A 24396-nucleotide genomic window follows, 5' to 3' on the forward strand; every position below is an offset into this window, starting at 1 on the left:
TAGGTGACGGGGGCAAACGTCGCCCCCGACAGTATTGGCACTCGGTGCCGAAGGGAAGGGGTCATGGCGACGAGCGTGGAGGCGGACGCCGGCACGCCGGTACCGCAGGCCCGCCGGTCCGGGCGTCGGCCCGTCACCTCGCGCGCCGAACTCGAGCACGTGGCGTTCGACCTGTTCGCCGCCCGCGGCTTCGACCGGACCACCATCGACGACATCGCCCGCGCCGCGGGGATCGGCCGGCGCACGTTCTTCCGGTACTTCCCCTCCAAGAACGACATCGCCTGGGGCGCGTTCGACGAGCATCTGGACCGGCTGCGGGCCTTCCTGCGGAGCCGCCCGGCGGAGACGCCGCTGATGGACGCGATCCGCGAGGCGCTGCTGGACTTCAACCGGGTCGACCCGGCCGAGGTCCCATGGCACCGGCGCCGGATGGAACTGATCCTCCGGGTGCCCGCGCTGCAGGCGCACTCCACCCTGCGGTACGCCGCCTGGCGGGCGGTGATCGCCGAGTTCGTCGGCCGGCGGCTGGGCCAGCCGGCGGACGCGCTCGCGCCGCAGGCGATCGCCTACGCCACGCTCGGCGTCGCTGTCGCCGCCTACGAGCAGTGGCTGCGCGACGAGGACGCCGACCTGGGCGCCCTGCTGGACGCGGCCATGCGGGAACTGGCCGCCGGGTTCGCGGGTTCGCTTCGCTGATCGGTTCAGCGCATCGCCCCTTCCATTTGGGCACCCAGTGCCACTACCGTGCGAACGGTCATGCCCCGGCGACTTGACGAGGAGTGGACGCCATGAGCGAGGACCGGACCACCGCGACCCCGACCGTCCCGGACACCGACCCGGTGGAGGAGGACCTGCTGGTCGAGGACGTGTCGATCGACGGCATGTGCGGCGTGTACTGAGTCATGAAGCTGGTCGACCATTTCCAGCACGGTCTGGCCGCGCCGATCTGCCTGACCTGGGAGCTGACCTACGCGTGCAACCTGGCGTGCGCGCACTGCCTGTCCTCGTCGGGCCGGCGGGATCCGCGGGAGCTGTCCACCGCCGAGTGCCAGGCGGTGATCGACGAGCTGCAGCGGATGCAGGTGTTCTACGTGAACATCGGCGGCGGCGAGCCGACGGTGCGGCGGGACTTCTGGGACCTGGTGGACTACGCGGTCGCGCACCAGGTGGGGGTGAAGTTCTCCACCAACGGGGTGCGGTTGACTCGCTCGCGCGCCGCATGGCTGGCCGGCACCGACTACGTCGACGTGCAGGTCTCCCTGGACGGTGCGACCGAGGAGGTCAACGACGCGGTCCGCGGCCCGGGATCGTTCGCGACGGCCTGGCGGGCCATGGAGTACCTCGCCGAGGCCGGGTTCAGCGGGTTCAAGCTGTCCGTGGTGGCGACCCGGCACAACATCGGGCAGCTCGACGAGTTCCGGCGGATCGCCGAGAAGTTCGGCGCCCAGCTGCGGATCACCCGGCTGCGGCCGTCCGGGCGGGGCGCGGACGTGTGGGACGAGCTGCATCCCACCGCGGAGCAGCAGCGCCGGCTGTACGAGTGGTTGCTCGAGCACGGCGAGAACGTGCTCACCGGCGACTCGTTCTTCCACCTCAACGCCCTCGGCTCGACGCCGCTGCCCGGGCTGAACCTGTGCGGCGCGGGCCGGGTGGTGTGCCTGATCGACCCGGTTGGCGACGTGTACGCCTGCCCGTTCGCCATCCACGACGAGTTCCTCGCCGGCAACGTGCGCGACCCGGGCGGTTTCACCGCGGTGTGGCGGGAATCGGAGCTGTTCGCACGGCTGCGGCAGCCGCAGACCGGCGGCGCGTGCACCTCCTGCTCGGCCTACGACTCCTGCCGGGGCGGGTGCATGGCGGCGAAGTTCTTCACCGGCCTGCCGCTTTCCGGCCCGGACCCGGAGTGCGTGAAGGGCAACGGCGAACGGGCCCTGGCGCTCGCCGGTGCCGCGCCCCGGCCGGACAAGGACCACTCGCGCCGCACCCCCGTGCCGCTGGGCATGCCGACCGCCCGGGCCGGCGTCCCGGACCGGGCCTGTGACACCAGCCCGCTGGCCGGCTTCCGGCCCTGACCCCGGCCCCGGCCGGGGTCAGGGCCGGGGTCACGGCGAGACAACGCGCAGCGAGCAGCACTCGGCGGTGCGGAACGGCCGGAGCGCCTCCGGCCGCCCGCCGTCGACCACCACGGTGTGCTGCCGATCCAGCGGTGTCCAGTAGGAGAACGGCGCCTGCCCCAGCTTGGAGTGGTCGACCAGCACGTAGGCCTCCCGCCCGGCGTGCAGCATGGCGTACTTGAGCTGCGCCTGCTCCAGGGTGGGCGAGCACAGGCCACGTCCCGCGGTGAGGCCGTCGGTGCCGAGGAACACCCGGTCCGGCTGGATGTGCCGGAGCTGCTGCTCGACCGAGGCACCGAGGATCGCCTCGTTCGGGTGACGCAGCCGGCCACCGAGCACGACCACCTCGACCTCCGGGCTGTCCGCGAGCGCGAGCAGCACGGACAGCCCGTTGGTCACCACGGTCACGCCGGCCCGGTCGGCGAGGTGGCGGGCCAGCCGGCCGGTGGTCGTGCCGGCGTCCAGCAGCACCACCTCGCCCTCCCCGACCAGCTCGGCGGCGGCCCGGGCGACCGCGTCCTTCTCCTCGGCGTGCAGCGCGTCCTTCTCTCGCAGGGTGCGTTCCACGCTGTGCGCCGTGTCCAGGGCCCCGCCGTAGGTGCGGATGACGTGCCCGGCGCGGGCCAGCTCGGCGAGGTCCCGCCGGATGGTCGAGGGGGACACCGCGAACTGCTCGGCGAGCTGCTGGATGCTGCCCTCGCCGCCGCGGACGGCGGCGAGGAGCAGGGTGCGCCGCTGGCGGGTGGTGTGGCGAGGGACGGTCACCGGATCACCCTACGACCGGGCCGTGAGCCGCCCCGCCGGCGCGGGTGACTCGCTCGGCCGTCCGGCCGGCCGGACGCCCAGCACGGTGATCAGGGCGGCGGCCACCAGCAACCCGGCGAGCACCAGGAAGCCGGCCGCGCTGCTGCCGGTCAGATCGGTGAGCCAGCCGACCAGGTACGGGCCGGCGAAGCCGCCGAGGTTGCCCAGCGCGTTGATCAGTCCCAGCGCGACCGCGACCACCTCGAACCGCAGCACCGTGCTCGGGATCGCCCAGAACGGCCCGTACGGCGCGTACACGCCGGCGGCAACCACACACAGCAACGCCATCTGCGCCACCGCCGAACCGTGCGTGAGCTGGCCGACCAGCAGCGCGGCGGCACTCACCAGCAGCGGGACGGCCAGCGCGAGCCGGCGGTTGCCGGTGCGGTCGGACCAGAGCGCGACGCCCACCATGCTGACGAACGCGACCAGGTAGGGGATCGCGGTGAGCCAGCCGACCAGGCCGGGCGAGCCGTTCCCGGTCATCTTCTTGACCACCGAGGGCAGCCACAGCGAGAACCCGTAGAACCCGCTGATCCAGCAGAAGTAGACGGCGACCAGCAGCAGCACGGTGCGGTCGCGCAGCGCCCGGCCGTAGCTCTCCTGCGCCGCCTTCGGCTTCTCCGCCTCCTCCCGGGCCAGCGTGCCCTCAACGTACTCCCGCTCCGCCGGCGAGATCCACTTCGCCTGGGCGGGCCGGTCGGCCACCGCGAACCACCACACCACGGCCCAGAGCAGCGGCGGCAGCCCCTGGATGACGAACACCCACCGCCACGACATCGCGCCGAGCATCCAGCCGGACAGCGGCGACATGACCACCGCCGAGACCGGCAGGCAGGCCATCCACAGCGCGTTGGCCCTGGCCCGTTCCCGCTGCGGGAACCAGGAGGCGAGCAGGATCAGCACCGCCGGCCACACCCCGCCCTCGAACACGCCGAGTACGAAGCGGGCGACGTGCAGCTGGATCTCGCTGTGCACCAGGCCGCAGGCCATCGCGGCCAGCGACCACGCGAGCATCAGCAGTAGCACCGTCTTGCGGGCGCTCCACCGGGCGGCCAGCACCGCACCGGGAATCTGCAGCAGCAGGTAGCCGACGAAGAAGATCCCGCTGGCGAACCCCTTCGCGCTCGCCGAGAGCGGCAACTCCTTGCCGACGTAGGGCAGGATCAGCGCCACGTTGGTGCGGTCGATGTAGGCGAGCATGTACATCACCGCGGCGACCGGGATGACGTACGCCCATCGCTTCGCCGGAGCCGCCGCCGCGGCAGATCCGTCGCTCATGGACACTCCTTCCTTGCGCCAGCCTGCCGGCCGCGCGTGGTCGGGCCGGATGCCGCGGGCTTGCGGCGCTTGTGGACACTCCTGTTCGGACGGTCGGATCGTCAGGCGGTCGGCGGGTAGACCTCGCGCAGCCGGCCGGCGAACGGGGAGAGTTCGACGGCCGCCCGGAACGCGGCGCGCATCGTGCCCGGATCGGCCTGGCCGGTGCCGGCGATGTCGAACGCGGTGCCGTGGTCTACCGAGGTGCGCAGGATTGGCAACCCGACCGTCACCGACACGGTGCCGTTGAAGTCCACCGTCTTCGAGGCGATGTGCCCCTGGTCGTGGTAGAGCGACAGCACCCCGTCGTACCGGCCCTGTAGCCCCTGGTGGAACACCGAGTCGGCGGGGATCGGGCCGACCACGTCGAGCCCGTCCGCACGGGCCTTCTCCACGGCCGGGGTGATCGCGACGATCTCCTCGTCGCCGAACCTGCCGCCCTCGCCGCCGTGCGGGTTGAGCGCGGCCACCGCGAGCCGCGGCTCCCGGGTGCCGAAGACCTGCAACGCGGTGTAGGCCTCGCGGATCGCATGCTCCATGTTCGGCGCGGTGATCCGCTCCAGCGCCTCGCGCAGCGACAGGTGGCGGGTGGCGAAGAAGATCTTCAGGCCGCGCACCCAGAACATGGTGTTGAACCGGGTGGAGCCGGTCAGTTCGCCGAGCATCTCGGTGTGCCCGAGGTGTTTCGAACCCGCCGCCCAGATGGCCTCCTTGTTGATCGGTGCGGTGACGATCGCGTCCACCTCGCCGTCGAGCGCCGCCCGGGTCGCGGCCTCGATCGCGGCGACCGCGGACCGGCCCGCGGTGCCGTCGACCCGGCCCCACGGCAGATCCGCCGGGGCGATGCCCAGGTCCAGCACGTCGATCACGCCCGGGCTGAACCGTGCCTCGGCGACTGATCGGACGGGGTTGACCCGGACATCGAGCCCGCACACCTGCACCGCGCGGCGCAGCGCCACGGCGTCGCCGACCGCCAGCGGCCGGGCGATGTCGGTGGCCTCCGGTTCGGCGAGCGCGCGGGCGGTGATCTCCGGGCCGATACCCACGGGGTCGCCGAGGGTCACGGCCAGGATCGGGCGGGTTGATGCGGTGCTCACGGAGCGGTCCCTCTCTCTCCTCGGGCAGTCGTGGTGATCAGGTGTTCCAGGCAGGCGACGGCCGCGGTCTCGTCGCCGATCAGCCCGCCCTTCGTGGCGAAGGCCAGACCGTCGTGCGGACCGCCGACCAGCCGCCCCGCCACGGCCAGCGGCAGCACCTCGGTGTCGATGGCGAACCCGTCGCTCGCCAGCGCCTCGGTGACGGCCTGGGCGACGTCGCCGCCGGTGGCGTACAGGCCGGCGAACCGGTGCTCGCCGAGCAGGAGTGCGGTCGCCTTGGCCAGCACACCGGGAATGCGGGCGGCGACCGTCGGGTCCGGCCGCTCGCCCGGCGCGGGCGGGCAGGCGCGGATGCCGACCACCCGCCCGCCCGTGCCCAGCAGCGCGGTGACGCGGTCGGCGATGGCGCGCGGATCGAGCAGGTCGGGCGGCACGTCGACGTAGCGGGCGCCGAGGGCCTGCTCGGTCTCCAGGATCTGGTGGTGCGTCGTGGCCGTGATGCTGCCGACCACGGCGAGCACCGGCGGGGCCGCCGGCACGCCCGGCCCGATGCCGAGGGCGGCGGCCAGCCGCACCGCGAACGGCCCGCTGTCCACCGACACCCAGCGGGTGCCCCGCTCGGCCCGTACCCGTGCGGCCGCCTCGGCGATCGTGGCCAGGTGGGCGTTGGTGGTCGCGTCGCAGACCACCAGCGGTGCTTCCGAGGCGGCCAGGCGCTCGGCGACCGCGCCGGTGCCCTGCTCGACGACGTCCAGCGGCAGTTCGGCGATCGGCCGGTCCGTCCCGCGCCGCAGCACGGTGGCCACCCGGGAGTGGCGCACCGGGGCCAGCGGGTCGCGCGCGGCGAAGGTTTCCGCCAGCGGCACCCCGGCCACCAGGTGCAGCCCGCCCACGGTGGTCCGGCCGGCGTCCGGGAACGCGGGAACCACCAGTGCGCGGGTGCCGAGTTCCAGCGTGTCGAGCAGCGCGTCCACCTCCGCGCCGACGTTGCCGCGCAGGGTGGTGTCCACGCGCTTGACGAGTAGCCGCGCGCCGCGCGCCGCGGCGGCGGCCCGGCATACCAGCGCCCTCGCCCGCTCGGGCGCGGCGTGCCTGGTGCCCAGGTTCACCACCACGACGTCGGCGTCACGGGCGCAGGGCACCCGCTCGATCCCGGTCACCGAGATCGTGCGCAGGCCGGCCCGGGCGAACCTCGCTCCGGTCGCGTTGCTCCCGGTGAGGTCGTCCCCGATGACCAGAACCCGAGGCATCGGTGCCTCCCTGCCGTTGGCGGTGATGCCCCGGCAGCGTAAGAGCATCGAGCAGTGTGCGCAACTAAGTTGCTCCAACTGCGCAACCGGGGAACACGCGGCGGCCACCGCACGGCCACCGGCGCCAGCGGGTCAGCGCACGGTCGTTTCGGGGTCCCGCCGCTCGAGCCGGGCGGCACCGACCGCGCGGCGCAGGGCCCGCGCCACGTCCGCCCGGCCCGGCTCGGTGAGCACCGCGGCGACGTGGGCGTCCGGCCGGATCACCCACAGTTCACCGGGGCGGGCGTCGAGGGCCTGGCGCAGCGCGCCGGTGGCGTCGACCGCGGCGATCTCCCGCAGCCGCACCGGGCCGCCGGCCGCCCCGGCGGCCAGCCGGGCGGCGGCCGGGTCGACGCCGGGCATGGCCAGCAGCAGGAACCCGTCCCGGGCGATCTCGCGTAGCCGGGTGGCCGCCGAGCCGGCGAGGGAGATCGGCGCGTCCGGGACGATGATCCCGGGGCCGGCCGGTGGCACGGTGCCGCGCGGCGGTCGACCGGCGAACGGTCGCGAACCGTCCGGGCTGGTCAGCGGCGAGGCCACGTACCAGAACGGCTCGGCCAGCCGGCCGGAGTCCACCCGCGCGCGGGCAGCCGGGTCGGTGGCGGCGCGGGCCAGCACGTCCAGGCGGGTGCGCCGCTGGTCCTCGGTGGCCGGCACCAGGAAGTTCATCGTCGCGGTGGTGACCTCCAGGTTCTCCTCCGCGGCGGCGTGCCGCTCGGTGTGGTAGCTCTCCAGCAGTTCCGCACCGGCCCAGCCGCGCAGCACGTAGGCCAGCTTCCACGCGGCGTTCTCCGCGTCGGCCACGCCGGAGTTGAGCCCACGCGCGCCGAACGGGGAGAACAGGTGCGCACAGTCGCCGGCGAGCAGCACCCGCCCGACCCGCATGCGGTCCGCGATCCGGGAGTGGAACCGGTACACCGAGCGCCATACCACCTCGTACGGCGTCTCGCCGACGATCGCGCGGATGCGGCGGTCGAGCGCACCGGTCGCGGCCTCGTCGGCCAGGTCGTAGTCGGCCGGCACCTGCCAGTCGATCCGGAACGTCGAGTCGGGGCACGGGTGGATGAGCACCTGCCGGCCGGGGTTCCACGCCGGGTCGAAGTAGAACCGGCGCTCGTTCGCCCAACCCGGCAGCCGCGCGCGGATGTCGCAGATGAGGAACCGGTCGTCGAAGGAGTGGCCGCCGAAGGTCACCCCGAGCATTCCGCGCACGTCCTCGCCCCGGGCCCCGGCGCAGGCCACCGCGTAGTCCACGTCGACGCAGGCGGCGCCCGCCGGTGTCTCGCAGGTCAACGTCACGCCCCGCGGGTGCTGGGCGATGCCGGTGACCCGGTGGTTCCAGCGGACGTCGATCAGGGGTTGCGCCGCGATCCGCTCGTCCAGCAGTTGCTCGGTGCGGGACTGCGAGATGTTGACGAACGGGGGAACGCGGAACGCCCCGGGTCCGGCAGCGTGATACGGAGCAGTTCGCGGTCCCGGTAGAAGGTGCGGGCGGTGGTCCAGGTGACGCCCTCGGCGGCGATCCGCCGGCCGGCGCCGACCGACGCCCAGATGTCCAGCACGTCCCGCTGCTGGCAGATCGCCTTGGAACCGACCGGGTCCCGGGCCGGCCGCGAGTCCAGCAGCACCACCGGGACACCCCAGCGGGCCAGCAGCAGCGCGGTCGTCTGCCCGACCGGTCCGTTGCCCACCACCGCGACCCGGCCAGGCGCCTGGTTCACCCGCATCGCAGGGCCATCAGTGCGTGTTCCGGAACGCGCGCCGCGATCGGGTCGCCGGTGCGTGGCGCTGCCATGGACATGCCGACCGCACCCGCTGCGAGCCCCGCCGCGATCGCGGGGCTTCGCCCTGGCGCGTTCCCGGGGTCCTCATCACAGATCCCTCCGGCTTCGGAACGGACTGTCAGTCCTGTAGCTGGTCCCAGACCTCGCGGTCGCGCTGCGCCGTCCAGATCACCGGACGCTCCACACCGGACAGTTCGTCCCACAGCCGGGCCACGTCGAAGGGCATGCAGTGCTCGAAGATCGGCCAGCCCCCGTAGCGGTCGACCAGCGCGGCGTGCGCCGCCCGGAACGCCTCCCTGAGCGTGCCGCCGCGCTCGTGCACCGCGCCGACCTCGCGCAGCATCACCTCGAGGAAGTGCCGGGTCTGCTCGATCGCGGCGTCCACCGCGGCCCGGCCGCGGGCCACCGCGCCACGCCCGCCGACCAGCGCCTCCGCGCCGAGCGCCGCCACGTTGTCCAGAGTGGACGTCGCCCACTCGCGGTGGAAGGCGTCCCCGGTGTACAGCGCGGCCTGCGCCTCCACCAGGTCGCCGGCGAAGAGCACCCGCTGCTTCGGCAACCAGGCTACGATGTCGCCCTCGGTGTGCCCGCGGCCCAGGTACCGCAGGTGCACCTCGCCGCGCTCCCCGCCGAGGTCGATGGTCACCCGGTCGGAGAAGGTCAGCGTGGGCCAGGTCAGCCCGGGAATCGACGCGGGCTCCTTGAACAGCCGGGGCATCCGGCCGTACTCGGATTCCCAGTCCTCCTTGCCACGCTCGGCGATCAGTGCGCGGGTGTTGTCGTGCGCGATGATCACCTCGGCGTCGAAGGCGCTCGCGCCCAGCACCCGCACGGCGTGGTAGTGCGACAGGACCAGGTACCGCACCGGCTTGTCGGTGTGCTCGCGCAGCCGGGCCAGCCACTCCCGGGCGGCCACCGGGGTGGCCAGCGCCTCGAAGCAGACCAGGAAGTCCTCGCCCTCGATCGCGCCCACGTTCGGGTCGCCCTCGGCGGTCAGCGCGTACACGCCGTCGCCGAGGATCTCCAGTTCCTGCCGCTTCTCGGTCAGGTCGGCCGAGGACGCGAACGGCTTCGTGGCCACGATGCCACCTCCGCTTTCGGCAAGGCGCTCACCGGATCATCGGCCACCGTAACGCGCGTTACCTGGGAGCGGAACACACGAGCTCGCTGCTACCTGGCCGTCACCGCGGCCGCTGTGGCGACCTCGCCGGTCGGTCGGGCACCGTCGGCTTCTTCCACACGTGCCAGCGTGGTCGCCTGCGCCCATCGTTTCCAGACCCGCGTCGCGCGCCGGGTGCTGGCTCTCCGCACGTTGGGGGGTGCGCACCGCCGGGTGTGGGGACCGCCCGATGGTTCGGATCGCCGCCGTGGCGGACGCTTTGTCACAAACCACGAGATCCGTGGATCTCCGCGGCCGTGGGCGTCGCCGACCCGCCTGCTCGATGGGGCTCGGCGGTGAGCGACAAGCGAACAGGGAGACCGAGATGTCGTCCACGTGTCCCGCGCCACCGCTCGACCCGTCGTCGCGGGTCGGCACGCCGCCGATGGTCCGGGTGACGCCCACCGCCGACGCGCCGGGCTGGGTGGCCGCGCACCGGGACGCGCTGCGCGCCGCCGTCGCGGTGCACGGTGCGGTCCTGGTCCGCGGCCTCGGGCTGGGTGGCGCGGCCAAGGTCACCGCCGTGTTCCGGCGCCTGGCCACCAGGCTCACGGCCGAGCGGGAGCGCATCGCGCAGCGCCACGTCTACGCCGAGGGCGTGTACTCGGCGTCGCGGTGGCCGGCGAGCCAGCCGATGCCCATGCACCACGAAATGAGCCACGCCCTGGAGTTCCCCGGGCTGCTGCTGTTCGCCTGCCTCCGCGCACCCACCCGGGGCGGGGAGACCGCGGTGGCGGACGCGGCGGCCGTGCGGGGCGCGCTGCCGGCCGACCTGGTCGCCCGGTTCGAGCGGGAGGGCTGGCTGCTCGACCGCAGCTACACCGACGCGATCGGCGCGTCCCTGTCCGAAGCGTTCGGCACCGACGACCGGGCGGCGGTGGAACGTTACTGCCGGGCCAACGCGATCGAGTTCGCCTGGCGGCCCGACGGTGGCCTGCGTACCCGGCAGCGCCGCAGCGCGGTGGTGCGGCATCCGGTCACCGGGGTCCGCTGCTGGTTCAACCAGGTGGCCTTCCTCAACGAGTTGACGCTCCCGCCCGAGACGCGCGAGTTCCTGGTGGATGTGGGCGGCGCGGACGGGTTGCCGTTCAACACCCGCTTCGGCAACGGCGACCCGATCGGCGCGGACGTCGTTCACCTGATCAACAAGGTGTACCGGGTCCACACGGCGTCGCTGCCGTGGCAGGTGGGTGACCTGCTGATCGTCGATAACGTGCGCATCGCGCACGGCAGGGAGCCGTTCACCGGGCCGCGTGAGGTGCTCGTCGGGATGGCCGACCCGGTGCGCCTGGCCGACTGCGCGCCGACCATCGAGGTGACCGGGGGATGACCACCGTGCGTGCCGCCGCACGCGAGGCCACCATGCCGGTGCCGGCCAGCGCACCGCCGTTCGCGGTGATCTCCGGCGCCCAGGTGCGGCGGGCGCTGCGCGGCCGGGAGCGGGAGATCGTGCGGTTGGTCGAGGCCGCCTACTGGCTGCACAGCGCCGGCGAGGCGACCAGTTCGCCCTCGTGCGTGCTGCGCTTTCCGGACCGCCCCTCGGCCAGGATCGTCGCCCTGCCCGCCTCGATGGGCGGCCGGGTGCGGGTGCACGGCCTGACGTGGCTTGCCAGCTTCCCGGAGAACGCCACCGCCGGCCTGCCGCGCGCCTCGGCGGTGCTCATCCTCAACGACCACGACACCGGCTACCCGATCGCCTGCCTGGAGAGTTCGGTCATCGGCGTGACCAGGACCGCCGCGTTCGCCGTGCTGGCGGCCGACCGCCTCGGCCGTGGCCGGCCGCGCCCGGCGCGCGTCGGGTTCCTCGGGGCGGGGCCGATCGCCCGCGCCGTGCACACCTTCCTCGCCGGCACCGGCTGGTCGTTCCGCGAGATCGGGGTGCACGACCGGTCCGCCGCCGGCGCGGCCGGCTTCCGCGGCTACCTGGAGCGGTGGCGCACCACCGGCCGGATCACCGTGTACCGCGACGCCGAGTCCCTGATCCGCGGCAGCGAACTGGTGGTGCTCGCCACCGCGGCCGGCCGGCCGCAGGTCCACGACCCGTCCTGGCTCGACCACCGCCCGCTGGTGCTGCACCTGTCCCCGCGCGACCTCGCGCCCGAGGTCCTGCTCGCCTCGACCACCATCGTCGACGACGTGGTGGCCTGCCTGCGGGCGAACGCCTCGGCGCACCTCGCCGAGCGGCTCACCGGCGGCCGGGACTTCCTGTGCGGCACGCTGGCCGACGTGCTGGCCGGCCGGGTGGCGGTGCCGGCGGACCGGCCGGTGGTGTTCTCACCGTCCGATCTTGGCGTGCTCGACCTCGCGGTGGCCAAGGACGTCTACGATCGGCTCGCCCGGGCCGGCGAGTTGCGCGTGGTCGAGGACTTCTTCCAGGGGCCGGCGCGGCCCGGCTGAGCCGGGGGAGGGCGCCGCGCCGCTCAGCCCTGTGCCTCGATGCGCCGCTCGCGCAGGTAGGTGAGCACGGCCAGCACCCGCCGGTGGTACCGCGTCGCGTTCTCCGGCAGGCCGAGCTTGGCGAAGATGCTCGCGACGTGTTTCTCCACCGCCTTGGGGCTGACGTAGAGCTGGCGGGCGATGGCGGTGTTGGACCGGCCCTCGGCCATCAGCCGGAGCACGTCCTCCTCCCGATCGGTCAGCGAGGCGAGGCTCTTCTCCGCACCCCCGCGCGGCCGGTCCACCAGGCGCTTGGCCAGCTCGGGCTCGATGACGATCTCACCGGACTGGATCCGGGCCAGGGTGTCGCCGAGCACGTCGACGCTGGCGATCTTCTCCTTCAGCCGGTAGCCGATGCGCTCTGTGCCGATCCGCAGGATGCGCATCAGGTAGTGGGTCTCGGCGTAGTGGGAGAGCAGCAGCAGCCCCAGCTCCGGCTGCGCCGCCCGCAACCGCTCGGCGGTGACCAGCCCACCTTCCGCGCCCGGCGGCATCCGGATGTCCAGCAGCGCGACGTCCGCGGCCTGGTTCGACAGCAGCTCGATCAGCTCGTCGCCGCCGGACACGCAGCCCACCACGTCGTGGCCCGCGGCGTCGAGCAGCATCACCAGGCCCTCCCGGAACAGGGCACCGTCCTCGGCGATCGCGATACGCATGGCACCCTCACCGGGGTCGCGTCGTGCTCGGGCCCGCGCGGCTCCCCGGCGACGCGGGCCCGCTCACCTGGACCACCCCCATCGTGTGCCGGCCCCGCCCGACCCGCACCTCGGGGCCGGGATCGGCCGCTTGCCCGGGTCGGCACGGGTGGTCCAGGTGCCTCCGGTCGCCCGGCATCCGGTGATCAGGCAGGTCGGCGGAATGCAGATGGCGTGTGCCGGAGCCGGCCCCGCGTCGTCCACCTCGGGCAGTCGCTGCAGCGCGGTCACGTCACGTGTCGTCATGGGTCACCTCCAGCGGCGTGCGCGTCGATGTGGCCGGCGCGGTGCCCGGGGGCGGCGTCGTGCGGTCGGCCGCGGCCGCGTGGGCTGGGCGCCGGCCGGTGTGCCACCACTCGCCGGTGTCGACCATCCACGGCCGGGGGCCGCCGTGCCGCAGCCGGAGCAGGAACGACAGCACCCCGGCCAGGCCGGTGGCGTAGCCCGCGCTGACGCCGGTGCCGGACTCGTCGGGCACCAGCCGGTAGCCGTCCCGCAGCACGGCCCGCACGTCCAGGCAGGCGGCGAGTTCCTCGGCCCAGTCGCGGTAGCGCGGCTCGCCCAGTGCGCCGGCCAGGTCCAGCAGGAACTCGCCGTCGCCGGGCAGGCCGTGACAGGTGGCGGTGCCCGTCCGCCAGCGGGAGCCGCGCACCGCGCACGCCGCGGCCTCGGCCCATTCCCGGTAGCGGTCCACGCCGGTGGCCTGCCACAGGCGGGCGAGGAAGGTGCCCACCCCGGATGAGCCGCTGCACCAGTGGGGGAGGCGATCCGCCGCGGTGGCGTCCGGCTCCTCACCGGTCGGCCACCAGGCCGCCGCGCCCTCCCGCCGGGCCACCGTGCACAGCGTCTCGCCCGCCTCGCGCGACAGGTCGAGGCAGCGGTCGTCGTCGAGGGACCGGGCCGCGGCGAGCAGGAAGGCGCCGACACCGGCGACGCCGTGTGCGAACCCGTAGTGGGTCGCGCCGGCCAGCGCCGAGTCGAAGCCGGCGGGGATGGGCCAGCGCACCTGGCCGTCTCGCCGGGCGGCGGCCGCGCGCAGCCCGTCGGCGCAGTCCCGCACCCGCGTCCCGAGTTCCGCGTCGCCGGTGGCCCGCCACAGGTGCAGCAGGGCAAGGCCGGCGCCGGCCGCGCCGTGGCAGACGTCCGGGTTGGGCCAGCGCGGCGGGATCCGCCTCGCCATCCTGAGCGCGCTGTCCGCGAGTGCCGGGTCGCCGAGCGTGCCGGCCGCCTCGAACAGCGCCCACAGCGCGCCCGACGCACCGAAGTACAGCCCGGGGAGCAGCCGGTCGCCGGTGCGGAGCCGGCGGTCCAGCCAGGTCGCGGCGCGCCGAACGGCACGGGCCAGGCGGGGGTCGTCGCGCACCGCGGTGGCCCGGGTGAGCACCGCGAGCACCCCGGCGGCGCCGCACTGCACGGCTCGCGGGTCGTGGTCGGCATAGGGTTCGGGCGCGGGCCACAGCCGGTCGCCGGTGCCCGGCGACATGGTGTCCACCAGGAAATCGAGCCCGTCGGTGAGCAGGGCGTCCTGTGCCGGCGCGGGTAGCCGGTCCGGTTCGGGCAGCAGGGACGGCCGGTGCGGGCGGGCCAGCGCGTCGCGCACCTGCTCCAGGGTCCACCGCCGGTCCGGGTCGTCGGCCAGCAGGCCGCGGATGGTCACGCCCAGCGCCCGCGTCGCCGGGTTGCTCGCCGCCACCCGCCGGACGAGCCGGGTGAGCCGGTCCTGCCCTGGCCGGCGAGCGGGCCGGTCCGGGGCGAGCGCCGGGTCGGCTCCGCTGGTGAGGAAGAGCAGCAGCGCGCCGAGGCTGTAGCGGTCGGCCGCCGGGCCGGGCACGGGGGTGATGCCCACGGCCGCGCCCGGCGGGTCCAGTTGTTCTGGGGCGGCGTACCCGGGCGTGCCGGCAACCGGGGCGGGCGTGCCGGGCACGGCGGCGAACTCCAGGTCGACCAGCCGCACCGCCCCGCCCGGGGTGACCATCAGGTTGGTCGGGCTGAGGTCCCGGATGACCAGGCCCTCCGCGTGCAGCGTGGCGATCGTCGCGACCAGTCGCCGGGCCATGGGCAGCACCTCGGCCAGCGGGATGGACGGCTGCCCGGCCGCCTGGGCGTGGGCGATCCGCTGGTGCACCCAGGCGAACAGCGACGTGCCCTCGACGCGTTCCTGGGCGAGGAAGAGGTGACCGTCCTGCTCGAACAGGCCGAGCGGGCGCGGGGTGACGCCGTGCGGCGCGAGCCGGCGCAGCAGCGCGGCCTCGTGGCGGAGCAGGTCCCGCGCGTCCGTGCCGTCCAGCAGCGCGCCCACGTGCGGCCGGGCCTGCTTGATCACCACCGGCTCGCCGGTGTCCCGGTCGACGCCCCGGTACACGCCGCCCTTGTTGCCGTGCCGGATGGCCTCGCCGACCACGAACCGGTCGGCCAGGAGCACCGGCTCGGCGCTCGGGGTGGGCGGACGCGGATCGGGCGCCGTCCCGCCGAGCGGGCAATCCGCCCACCCGGGCGGGTCGAACCAGGGCCGGTGGTGGTCCGGGACGAGACGGCCGTCCGGCGCGCGCAGCCTCGACTCGTGCCGGCCGTCGTTGCCGAGCACCGGGTAGCCGGCGAACGCGCCGAACCGGTAGTGCACCAGGCTGCCCGGGCGGTACGGGCGGTCGGAGAGGATCGTGGGGCCCGGCAGGTGCTCGGTCGCCCGGTGCAGGCGCTCGGCCAGCCGGGCGAAGTGCTCGTCGTCGTCCGGGTAGGCCGTGACGACCTTGCCCGACCAGGCGCGTGCCGCGTTGACCGACACCAACTCGGCCACCTGCGGCAGGCCCCTCGCCACCTTGAACGCGCACGCCTCCGCCACCAGCACCTCGGCGGCCCGCCGGGTCACCAGCACCGCGGACAGCGGTGTGGCGGAGACGTGCAACTTCCATCCCTGCCGCCGCTGCCGATGGCCGGGCGGCTCGACGAAAAACCAGAAGTCGTCGGCGCGTTCGGTCCAGCCGCCCGCGCCGTGCCGCCACAGCACCCGGCGGACCTGCTCGGCCAGTAGCGAGTCCCCGGCGCCGGGCGGCTGCGGGCCGAAGAGGTCGGACGCCGTGGCCATCTGCCTGCCCGGGTCAGTCATGCGGACACCCGCCCGCCTTCCGCGACGGTTGCCTGCCGTTGCGCTCCAAGCACGCCATCCTGTCGCGCGGACGGTTCCACGGCGATGGGGCGGGCCCCCGAAGCACCGGGGGAGAACCCCCGGTTCCGCGTGGGGACCCCTCCCGCGGTCACCGGGCCGGTTCGCCGGCGGCGAGGAGCAGGGCGCAGACCCGCCGCACCACCACGGCGTCGACCGGCAGGGTCAGGTGGCCCACACCCGGCACCAGGATGTTCTCCGCGCGCAGGTCGGGATGGTCGATCCGGGCCCGGGTGGACGGGATGACCACCTCGTCGAGATCGCGGTAGAAAGCCACGAAGCGGGTGCGGCAACCGGGCGCCGGCAGCGCCAGCTCCGCGATGGCCGCGCTGTGCGGCACGAGTTGGCCGACCAGGGGCAGCCAGGGCAGCAGCCGGGCGGCGGTGATGCCGCCGTGCGGGGTGCCGAGCGTGACCAGCACGTCCACCTGCCGGTCGCCGCCGAGCCGCTGCACGAAGTACCGCGCGATCAGGCCACCGAGGCTGTGGCCGACCAGGTGCACCCGTCGCCGCCCGGTCCGCCCGCACAGTGCCTCCACCTCCGTGGACAGCAGTTCCGCCGCGGTCCGCAGTCCACCGGTCAGCGGGCTGTAGCTCACGATGTGCGTGCGGTCGGCGCCGTCACGGCGCAGCGCCCGCCGTAGCGGCTCGAAGATCGACGACGTCCCGGCGAATCCCGGTACCAGCAGCACGGGTGTGCCGGCCCGGGTGGGTTCGCGGGGCGTGCCGGGCCGTTCCGGCCGGAGGGGCGGGGCGGCCAGCTCCCAGGTCGCGGTGGCGTGGCGGTGGCGGTCCGCCGCGATGTCCACCGGGTACCGCAGGAGCTGGCCGACCAGCGAGGCCACCTCGGCGGCCGCGCCCCACGCCGTGGTATGCGTCAGCGTGGCGGCCGCAAGGTCGGGGACGAGGTGGGGAACTCGCTGGCGCATCCGACTCTCCCCGGCTTCCCGTGTTGGCCGGTCCAGCATGTTCCTCCGGGCACGGAGAATCGATGGAGGCCGCCCCCGGCCTGCCGGAGGCGCGCCACCGGTGTGGCGGTGGGACGGGCCCCACCCGGTGTCTCGGGGTGGCCCGGCACCGCACCGGGGCCGGCGACCACGCCTCCGCCCGCGGCGTGCCCACCGTGCGGGTCCTCGGGCGGCACCGGGGCCGCGCCGCCCGCTGGTCGGCCGGGACGTTGTGCCCCCGCCACCTGGGCCGTCCCGCCTACTGCGCCCGGTTCCCCCCGACCTACCGTGAGTTTCAGGGCGCGCAGCGAGGCGGCGCCCATCGCCCCGCCGGCTGCCGCTCCGGGGAGCGGTGATGGTGAACCGGGTGGTCCTGGCCCGCGTGCTGCGCCGGCTGTCGCTGGCCGGTTACGTGACGCTCGTGTACGCGGTGGCCATGACGACCGCCGTGGTGTCGATCGGCCCGTCCGGGCCGGGCGTGATCGCCATGGCCTTCGTCGCCGCCGCGCTGAGCGTGGCCGGCGCCCGGCCGGTACAGCACCAGGTCGACCGGCTGCTGCGGCGGGTGCTGCTCGGCACGCCGCTCACGCCCTACCATGCGCTGGCCGCCGCGGCCGGGCGCCTGCGGGTCCAGTCGTGGGAGCAGGCCCTGCCCGGCCTGGCCAGGGCGGTCGCCGAGGGCACCTCGGCACGGCAGGCCTCCTTCTGGTTGGCCGCCGGCGACCACCTAGTCCGCGCCGCGACGTGGCCCTCCACGGCGGGCGGCTTCGTCCGTACCGTGCCAGACCTCACCGCGCTGCGCGCGCTGCCGGACGTCGACCACGCCGTCGCCGTCCTCGACGGCACCACCGAGCGGGGCGCGCTCGCCATCCACAAGGCCGGCCCGGCCGCCGTGAGCCAGGACAACCGGCGCCTGATGCGGGATGTCGCGAACACCGCCGGGCTGCTGCTGCGCGGCCTGACGCTGAACGCCGAACTGCGCGAGCGGGTGCGGCTGGCGGAGCGGCTGGAGGAGGAGCTTCGCGCGTCGCGGAGCCGCCTCATGCAGGTCCGTGACATCGAGCGCCGCCGGTCCGTCACCGAGATCACCGGAGTCACCGGTGCCGCGCTGGCGGCCATCCGCGTTGAGCTGTCCCGCGCCGGCGCGCTGGTCACCGAGGATCCGGAAGCCGCGGCGCGGGCGCTCGCCCGGGTGCGGCCCGCGCTCGACGAGCTGATCGAGCGCTTCCGCGCCGTCGTCCGCGGCGTCTTCCCCGCGGTGCTCCGCGACGAGGGCCCGCGCGTGGCGCTCGAGGAACTCGCCGCCGACCTGCCCCGCCCGGTGCTGCTGACCGGCGGGTTCGGAGCGCGCGGGGAGTGGGAGACCGAGTCCGGCATCTACTTCGCCGCTGCCGCGGTCCTGCGGGCGCTGTGCCAGCGGTCCACTGCGGACCCGATTCGGCTCCACCTGCGCCGGAACGCCGGCCGGCTGGTCGTGCGCGTCGACGACCGCGCACCGGCGGTGCCGCTGCCGGCCGGGCTGCGGGACGGTCTGGCCGACCAGGAGGACAGGCTCGCGGCGCTCGGTGGCGGCCTGCGGCTGGTCACGACGGCATCGGCGGTCACGGTGCTGGCCTGGCTGCCCGACCGGGTACGGCCGGTCGAGGTGGCGGCGCCGGCCGGCGGTGCGCCGCCGCGGGCCGGCGCGCCGACCGGGTCGGCGACCACCGTGCCGGCGTCGGCCCGCCGGCCGCGCGCGGGCGTCGCGGTGGCCGCGTCACCACGTCACCGGGTCACCACGGAATGCGCCCCGCCACGGTGGTTCCCGCGCCGGGTGCGGAGTGGACGGTGAGCGTGCCCCCCACGGCGTTGGTCCGGTCGCCGATGCCGTGCAACCCGTGGGTTTCCGGAAGGTCCGTCGCGCCGAAGGCGAATCCGGGGCCGTCGTCGGTGATCCGGAAGGCGAGCCACCGGTCCTCGGCGCGTACCCGCACCCGTACCGCGGCCCCGGGGGCGTGCTTGCGGGCGTTGCCGACCGCTTCCAGGCAGGCGAAGTAGACGGCGCTCTCCACGGCCGGCGGGAACCGCCGTCCCGCCACCACGCCGTCCACGTCCAGGTCGACGGCGGGTTCGACGTCGCGGAACTGTTCCGCCAGCGCCGGCAGCAGACCGCGGTCGGCGAGCGTGACGGGGAACATCCCGGCCGCGGTGTCGGTGAGCACCCGCCGGGTGGTGTCCACCTGGTCCACGACGTGCCCGAGGCGCTCCCGCGCGGCCCGCGGCCGGCGGTGCGCGAGTTCGTGCTCGATCAGGCCGACCGCGGTCCGCAGCGCCACGAGGTGATGCTGTGCGCCGTCGTGGAGGTCGCGTTCGAGGGCTTGCCGTTCGCGGTCCATCTCGGCGACGCCACGGCGGCGGGACGCGGCGATCGCCTCGGACCGCCGCCGTGCCTTCCGAAGCTGATCGGCCAGTTCGACGCCGAGCCGGCTGTTGCGCAGCACGGGTCCGAGCACACCAGCGAGGTCGTCCACGAGGCGGCGCCGGTCCCCGGTCAGCCGGGTCACGCTGGTCCGGTCCACGGTCATCGCGCCCACCCGCTCCCCGTTGTGCAGCAACGGGAACGTCACGTGCTCCGCGGGCAGGGCGGCGCCGGCCGGCCACTGGTGGTGCCGGTCACCGAGGTCCGGCAGGCGCAGCGTGATCCGGCAGAAGGACGCGTCCAGCCCGCCCGCGACGGCCTCCGCGAGCGCCGCCAGGTCCGGGTGGTCGGTCTCGGCCGCCCGGGACAGGTCGGCCACCCGGGCCAGCACCGCGTACGGGACCGGCGTGCTGCCGTACACCAACCGGTCCAGGAGCCGCTCCACCTGGATGCGCAGCGGCTGGAACAGCACCGCGACGGCGAGCACCGCCAGCCCCACGGCGAGCACACCACCGCCACCGGCGAAGATCGCGTTGATGCCGGCGACGAGGACCAGGAAGACGGTGCCCAGCAGTACGGTGATCAGCGGGTAGGCCAGCCCCCGGCCGAAGAACCGCTCCACCTTCCAGGACCACGTGCGCGCGGCCACGATCAGCAGCGCGCACGGGATGGCGGCGAACACCAGCCGGACGAACCAGAACACCAGCGCCGTCGGTTCATACAGCGACCCGGCATCGGAGGTCATCGGGGCGTACAGCGTCAACCCCGGAACGTGCAGCCAGGACAGCGCCACGGTGACGGCGCCGAGCACGACCGCGAGGGTCAGCGCCATCGTCAGCGCGGTGAACAGCAGCCGGGACTGCCTGCGGACGTCCAGTGTGGACCCGTGGCGGGCGCGGTGACGCTGCGCCACCAGCCCGACGAGCGGCGTCACGGTCCCGAAGAAGACCACGAAGGTCAACGGGTGGGGATGGCCGCCGGCGGAGAAGGCCAGCAGGGCCGGTGCGCCGGCGACGCAGCCGCCGACCGCCGCGCCGGCCAGCCACCGGGCCGGCCCGCCGATGTCCCAGCGGCCGGTGGGGAACAGGGTCAGCGCCACCACGTACGCCACCCCGCCGACGCCGTGCAGCAGAACGAGCACGACCCACCAGACCGCGGCCGGTACCCGGAACGCGGCCTCCACGACGCTGATGTCGGCGTGTGCCTGGAGGTTGAAGGCGGCCGCCGAACCGACCATGGCGACGGTCAGCAGCCGGGCGGTCCGATCCCGGCGGCCGTGCCACCACAGCGCCGCTGCGATGGCCAGGTTGACCACACTGAACAGGTAGTCCAGCACCGCCTGCCCGACCGGCTCGCTGCTGCGCGCGCCCGCCAGCACCCCGCGGGCCCACGCGCCGGTCCACCCGGCGCTGCCCGGACCGCCGGCCGCGGCGAAGACGGCATGCGCGCTCGGCCAGTAGCCCGCGACGGTCACCACGGCGCCCAACGCCAGCCATGCCACGGCCAACAGTACGTACCCGATCAAAAACGGGTACCAGACGCGAATCCGCTGGCCGGGCGGCGAAACGCCGGTTCCGGCTCCCCCCATGACCGGTGCCTGGGCCATCGAGCCTCGGCTTCCGCTGAAAAAGCTCCGAGTACGTCGCGGTGGCGCCGCTCGTGCCGCCGCCGCGATCCGTTGCCGCGATTGTCGCAGCGGCGGGTCCGGCTGTCGAGGCGATCCGGACCCGGAACATGAGCGGTATTCGTTATCGGCTTCGTCGCGGCGGGCTCGCCGCGCTCTCGCTGGTCGGCTGTTGCGGTGCGGTGACATCACCGCGCCCGGCTACGTCGAGTAGTGGCGGGCCGCAGCGCGCGTTGAACGCGCACGGCGAGGCCGCGGTGAGCGTGGCGTCCGGGCACGCCGGGGAGCCCGGCCTGCCGGGCACGTTCGTGGACTACGAGGTCAGCCCGCGCGAGTACGAGCTCAGCGTCGCGCAGACCGTGCTGCGGGTGCACAGCCGGGTCGCGGATCTCTACGACAAGCCGATGGACCAAGTCGAGCAGCAGCTCCGGCTGACCATCCACGAGCTCCGCGAGGAGCAGGAGAACGAGATGGTCAACAACCCGGAGTTCGGCCTGCTGCACAACGTCGATCTCCGGCAGCGTATCCACACCCGCAGCGGCCCGCCGACCCCGGACGACATGGACGAACTGCTGTCCTGGTGTGGAAGGAACCGGCCTTCTGCCTCGCCCACCCCCGGGCCATCGCCGCGTTCGGCCGGGAATGCAGCCGCCGTGGCCTCTACCCGCACAGCGCGGAGGTGGGCGGGCACCACGTGCCGGCCTGGCGGGGTGTGCCCATCTTCCCGTGCAACAAGCTGCCGCTGAACCGGTACCGCACCACGTCGATCCTGCTGATGCGCACCGGCGAGGCCAACCAGGGCGTGGTCGGGCTGCGCCAGACCGGCCTGCCGGACGAGTACGAGCCCGGCCTTTCCGTGCGGTTCATGAACATCAGCGAGAAGGCGATCATCTCCTACCTGGTGAGCACCTACTACTCCGCGGCGGTTCTGGTTCCGGACGCGCTCGGCGTGCTGGACAACGTCGAGATCGGCCGGGAAGACTGACCACGGCCGATGCGCGAGCAACCGTTCGAGCTGCCCGAGTTCTACCTGCCCTGGCCGGCCCGGCTGAACCCGCACCTGGCGGCCGCCCTGCAACACAGCAAGGCGTGGGCCCGGGAGATGGGCATGGTCGCCGATGATCCGGCCGGGCACGGCACGGCGATCTGGGACGAGCCCACCTACGACGCGGCCGACTACGCCCTGCTGTGCGCCTACACCCGTCCCGACGCGACCGGCGAGAAGCTGAAACTGGTCACCGACTGGTATGTGTGGGTCTTCTACTTCGACGACCACTTCCTCGAGCACTACAAGCGCACCGGCGACCTGACCGGCGCAACTAATCGCTTGTGCTGGCTAATTCTCCGCGGTGACCATGGCGGGGTGGCCGAGCAATGCGAGATCCCCGCAAGCAGACCGCCGACCGCCGTCGTCGCGGGAGGGACCGGCCGGGCGGTGGCGGCCGCCGCCGTCACCGTGGTGGTGTGGGCCTCGGCCTTCGTCGCGATCCGCCAGGTCGGGCATGCGCTGTCCCCGGCGCCGATGGCGCTGGTCCGGCTGGCCGTCGCGGCCGCGGCGCTCACCGTGCTGGTGGTGCTCCGGCAGCGGCGCGCGCCGCAGGTCCAGCCATCCCGGCGGTCGCTGCTGCTGATCGCGGTGTACGCGGTGCTGTGGCTGGCCGGGTACACCGTCGCCCTGAACGCCGCGGAGCGGCACGTCGACGCGGGCACCGCCGCACTGCTGGTCAACCTCGCCCCGCTGCTGGTCGCCTTCGGCGCCGGGCGGTTGCTCGGCGAGGGCTATCCCCGGCAGCTCTTCGCCGGCCTGGTCGTCGCGCTGGGCGGGGTCGCGCTCATCGCGTTCGGTACCGCCGCGCACCGCGACGGGGCCGGCGTCGTGCTCTGCCTGCTCGCCGCCGTCCTGTACGCCGCGGGCGTGCTCGTCCAGAAGGTCGCGCTGCGCCGGGTCGACGGGCTCACCGCGATCTGGCTCGGCTGCGTCATCGGCGCCGCGGCACTGCTGCCGTGGCTGCCGCAACTCGGCGAGGAACTGCGGACCGCGCCGGCCGGTGCCGTGCTGGGCGCGGTCTACCTCGGCGTGTTCCCGACCGCCATCGGCTTCACCTCCTGGGCCTACGCCCTCCGCCGCATGGACGCCGGCCGGCTCACCGCGACCACCTACGCCGTCCCGGCCGTGTCCGTGCTGCTGTCCTGGCTGCTGCTCGCCGAGGTACCGACGGGTTTCGGGCTGCTCGGCGGCGCGATCTGCCTGATCGGGGTGGCCATCTCCCGCCGGAAGGGCCGGCTGGGCAGCGCCCGGTCCGCGACCCTCAGTGAAGGCGGCTGATCACCGCGACAACCGCGTCGGCGAACTCGCCGGTGCCGGCCATGCCGCCCAGGTCCGGGGTGGCGGTGCCGTCGCAAATGGTCCGTTCCACGCCGGCCACCGCCAGGTGCGCGGCGCGGCGGAGTGGGTCGTCGCCGTGCCGCGCACCCAGCCAGTCCAGCAGCATCGCACCGGAGAGCATCACGGCCGCCGGGTTCGCGATGCCCCGGCCGGCGATGTCCGGGGCGGCGCCGTGCGCGGCCTGCGCCATGGCGCGCTCGTGCGAGGCGTTGAGTGATCCGGCGATGCCCAGCGAGCCGGCGATCTCGGCGGTGAGGTCGGAGAGGATGTCGCCGAACATGTTCTCCGTGACGATCACGTCGAACTCGTCGGCACGGCGCAGCAGGTGCACGGTCATCGCGTCGATGTGGTAGTCGTCCACGGCGACGTCCGGGTAGTCCTCGGCGACCTCCCGGCAGACGTCCCGGAACAGGCCGCTGGTCAGGCGCAGCACGTTGGCCTTGTGCACGATGGTGACCCGGTTGCGGCGCCGCCGGGCCAGGTCGAAGGCGGTGTGCGCGACGCGTGCCACGCCGGGCCGGGTGACGATGCCGTGCGCGATGGCGACATCGGCGGTGGGCATGAACTCTCCGGTTCCGGCGCGGGTGTTGCGGTCGGCGTAGAAGCCCTCGGTGTTCTCCCGGACGACCACCAGGTCCGTGCCGGCCACGATCGCCCGGGCACCCTCGAACGCCCTCGCCGGGCGGATGTTGGCGAACAGGTCGAAGTGCCTGCGGATGGCGCCGCCAGGAGTCAGCCGCGAGCGGTGCGGCTCGGGATAGCTCGCGCTGTCGTGCGGACCGAGCACCCAGCCGTCCAGTTCGGCCAGCGTGGTCAGGGTGACGTCCGGAACGGGCGTGCCGAACTCGTCGATCGCCGCCCGGCCGAAGGGCAGCGGCACCCATGCCACGCCCGGCGCGCCCGCCGCGCGCAGCGCGGCGTCGACCACCCGCATCGCCGCGGGCACGATCTCCGGGCCGATGCCGTCGCCGTCCAGCACGCCGAGCCGGTATCGGCGCCCGGCGGTCCCGGCGCCCGGTGTGGCAACGTCCCGCTGCGCGCTGGTCATCGAAACTCCTCCCGCGAGTCCGCATGGGACAGCATGCCGTCCGGGGCCGCCGTCGCCCGCTTGGCCAGGCCATCAGTCCTTCGCGTGGTTTCCGGTAGCCTGATCGCCACGCTGAGTCGCGGAGCGAGGAGGGGCC

18 protein-coding genes and 3 pseudogenes are annotated in these 24396 nt (G+C 74.3%); 9 read left to right on the plus strand and 12 right to left on the minus strand.

The features are described 5' to 3' along the window. The first annotated feature begins 63 nt into the window (after positions 1 to 63). From mftR to mftC, 3 genes are all read left to right on the plus strand, one after another. Positions 64 to 696, plus strand: a complete 633-nt coding sequence (gene mftR, locus FFT21_RS16360) for a mycofactocin system transcriptional regulator MftR (protein WP_137814737.1) — start codon at positions 64 to 66, stop codon at positions 694 to 696. 92 nt (positions 697 to 788) lie between these two features. Next, entirely contained in the window at positions 789 to 899 is a 111-nt protein-coding gene (gene mftA, locus FFT21_RS16365; RefSeq protein WP_137814738.1) for a mycofactocin precursor MftA, read from the plus strand. Between the two features lie 3 nt (positions 900 to 902). Further along, complete coding sequence (mftC, locus tag FFT21_RS16370; RefSeq protein WP_137814739.1) at positions 903 to 2072, plus strand: mycofactocin radical SAM maturase; 1170 nt, start codon at positions 903 to 905, stop codon at positions 2070 to 2072. Between the two features lie 30 nt (positions 2073 to 2102). On the opposite strand, the gene FFT21_RS16375 is transcribed toward mftC, so the two are convergent. The 6 genes and pseudogenes from FFT21_RS16375 to FFT21_RS16400 form a co-directional block, all read right to left on the minus strand. Beyond that, the gene (locus tag FFT21_RS16375; protein WP_137814740.1) at positions 2103 to 2879 is read right to left on the minus strand and encodes a DeoR/GlpR family DNA-binding transcription regulator; all 777 of its coding nucleotides are present in this window, start codon (positions 2877 to 2879) and stop codon (positions 2103 to 2105) included. A gap of 9 nt (positions 2880 to 2888) precedes the next feature. Then, on the minus strand, positions 2889 to 4199 hold the full coding sequence (locus FFT21_RS16380) for an MFS transporter (protein ID WP_137814741.1): 1311 nt from the start codon (positions 4197 to 4199) through the stop codon (positions 2889 to 2891). Between the two features lie 101 nt (positions 4200 to 4300). Next, complete coding sequence (gene pdxA / locus FFT21_RS16385) at positions 4301 to 5335, minus strand: 4-hydroxythreonine-4-phosphate dehydrogenase PdxA (protein WP_137814742.1); 1035 nt, start codon at positions 5333 to 5335, stop codon at positions 4301 to 4303. Continuing rightward, positions 5332 to 6585, minus strand: a complete 1254-nt coding sequence (locus tag FFT21_RS16390; RefSeq protein WP_137814743.1) for a four-carbon acid sugar kinase family protein — start codon at positions 6583 to 6585, stop codon at positions 5332 to 5334. Before FFT21_RS16390 ends, pdxA begins: the two co-directional genes overlap by 4 nt. Positions 6586 to 6717: 132 nt before the next feature. Continuing rightward, a pseudogene (locus tag FFT21_RS16395) lies at positions 6718 to 8351 on the minus strand (FAD-dependent monooxygenase). Positions 8352 to 8526: 175 nt separating this feature from the next. Then, positions 8527 to 9489 carry an MBL fold metallo-hydrolase gene (locus FFT21_RS16400; protein WP_137814744.1) on the minus strand — a complete coding sequence of 321 codons (963 nt, stop codon included), beginning with the start codon at positions 9487 to 9489 and terminating at the stop codon, positions 8527 to 8529. Positions 9490 to 9892: 403 nt separating this feature from the next. Here FFT21_RS16400 and FFT21_RS16405 point away from each other — a divergent pair, with 403 nt between their 5' ends. After that, positions 9893 to 10897, plus strand: a complete 1005-nt coding sequence (locus FFT21_RS16405; RefSeq protein WP_137814745.1) for a TauD/TfdA family dioxygenase — start codon at positions 9893 to 9895, stop codon at positions 10895 to 10897. Further along, complete coding sequence (gene sbnB / locus FFT21_RS16410) at positions 10894 to 11964, plus strand: 2,3-diaminopropionate biosynthesis protein SbnB (RefSeq protein WP_137814746.1); 1071 nt, start codon at positions 10894 to 10896, stop codon at positions 11962 to 11964. Before FFT21_RS16405 ends, sbnB begins: the two co-directional genes overlap by 4 nt. A 23-nt stretch (positions 11965 to 11987) precedes the next feature. Here the strand turns inward: sbnB and FFT21_RS16415 are convergent, their stop codons facing one another. The 4 genes from FFT21_RS16415 to FFT21_RS16430 form a co-directional block, all read right to left on the minus strand. Beyond that, a complete protein-coding gene (locus FFT21_RS16415) occupies positions 11988 to 12659 on the minus strand; it encodes a response regulator transcription factor (RefSeq protein ID WP_137814747.1) in 672 nt (223 codons plus the stop codon). 63 nt (positions 12660 to 12722) lie between these two features. Then, positions 12723 to 12944 (minus strand): hypothetical protein, encoded by a 222-nt coding sequence (locus FFT21_RS16420; protein WP_137814748.1) that lies wholly within the window; start codon positions 12942 to 12944, stop codon positions 12723 to 12725. Further along, positions 12931 to 15801: a class IV lanthionine synthetase LanL gene (lanL, locus tag FFT21_RS16425; protein ID WP_137814749.1), complete on the minus strand. Its 2871-nt coding sequence runs from the start codon at positions 15799 to 15801 to the stop codon at positions 12931 to 12933. The genes FFT21_RS16420 and lanL overlap by 14 nt, the downstream gene beginning before the upstream one ends. A gap of 148 nt (positions 15802 to 15949) precedes the next feature. Beyond that, complete coding sequence (locus tag FFT21_RS16430; protein ID WP_137814750.1) at positions 15950 to 16786, minus strand: esterase/lipase family protein; 837 nt, start codon at positions 16784 to 16786, stop codon at positions 15950 to 15952. A gap of 373 nt (positions 16787 to 17159) precedes the next feature. Here FFT21_RS16430 and FFT21_RS16435 point away from each other — a divergent pair, with 373 nt between their 5' ends. Then, the gene (locus tag FFT21_RS16435; protein WP_225978468.1) at positions 17160 to 18635 is read left to right on the plus strand and encodes a sensor histidine kinase; all 1476 of its coding nucleotides are present in this window, start codon (positions 17160 to 17162) and stop codon (positions 18633 to 18635) included. Here FFT21_RS16435 and FFT21_RS16440 read toward each other — a convergent pair. Next, a complete protein-coding gene (locus FFT21_RS16440; RefSeq protein ID WP_137814752.1) occupies positions 18577 to 20703 on the minus strand; it encodes an ATP-binding protein in 2127 nt (708 codons plus the stop codon). The genes FFT21_RS16435 and FFT21_RS16440 overlap by 59 nt on opposite strands. A 233-nt stretch (positions 20704 to 20936) precedes the next feature. Here FFT21_RS16440 and FFT21_RS16445 point away from each other — a divergent pair. The 3 genes and pseudogenes from FFT21_RS16445 to FFT21_RS16450 all read left to right on the plus strand — a co-directional run bounded on the left by FFT21_RS16445 (position 20937) and on the right by FFT21_RS16450 (position 23152). Beyond that, positions 20937 to 21811 (plus strand): annotated as a pseudogene (locus tag FFT21_RS16445) (family 2B encapsulin nanocompartment shell protein). 9 nt (positions 21812 to 21820) lie between these two features. After that, positions 21821 to 22156: pseudogene (locus FFT21_RS29795) on the plus strand (germacradienol/geosmin synthase); the annotation flags it as partial. 105 nt (positions 22157 to 22261) lie between these two features. After that, positions 22262 to 23152: a DMT family transporter gene (locus FFT21_RS16450; RefSeq protein ID WP_371856814.1), complete on the plus strand. Its 891-nt coding sequence runs from the start codon at positions 22262 to 22264 to the stop codon at positions 23150 to 23152. Here the strand turns inward: FFT21_RS16450 and FFT21_RS16455 are convergent. Next, complete coding sequence (locus FFT21_RS16455) at positions 23136 to 24260, minus strand: isocitrate/isopropylmalate dehydrogenase family protein (protein ID WP_137814753.1); 1125 nt, start codon at positions 24258 to 24260, stop codon at positions 23136 to 23138. The two genes, FFT21_RS16450 and FFT21_RS16455, sit on opposite strands and share 17 nt — an antisense overlap. Positions 24261 to 24396: the final 136 nt, after the last annotated feature.

The organism is Gandjariella thermophila (assembly GCF_005405885.1).
GTDB classification, from domain to species: domain Bacteria; phylum Actinomycetota; class Actinomycetes; order Mycobacteriales; family Pseudonocardiaceae; genus Gandjariella; species Gandjariella thermophila.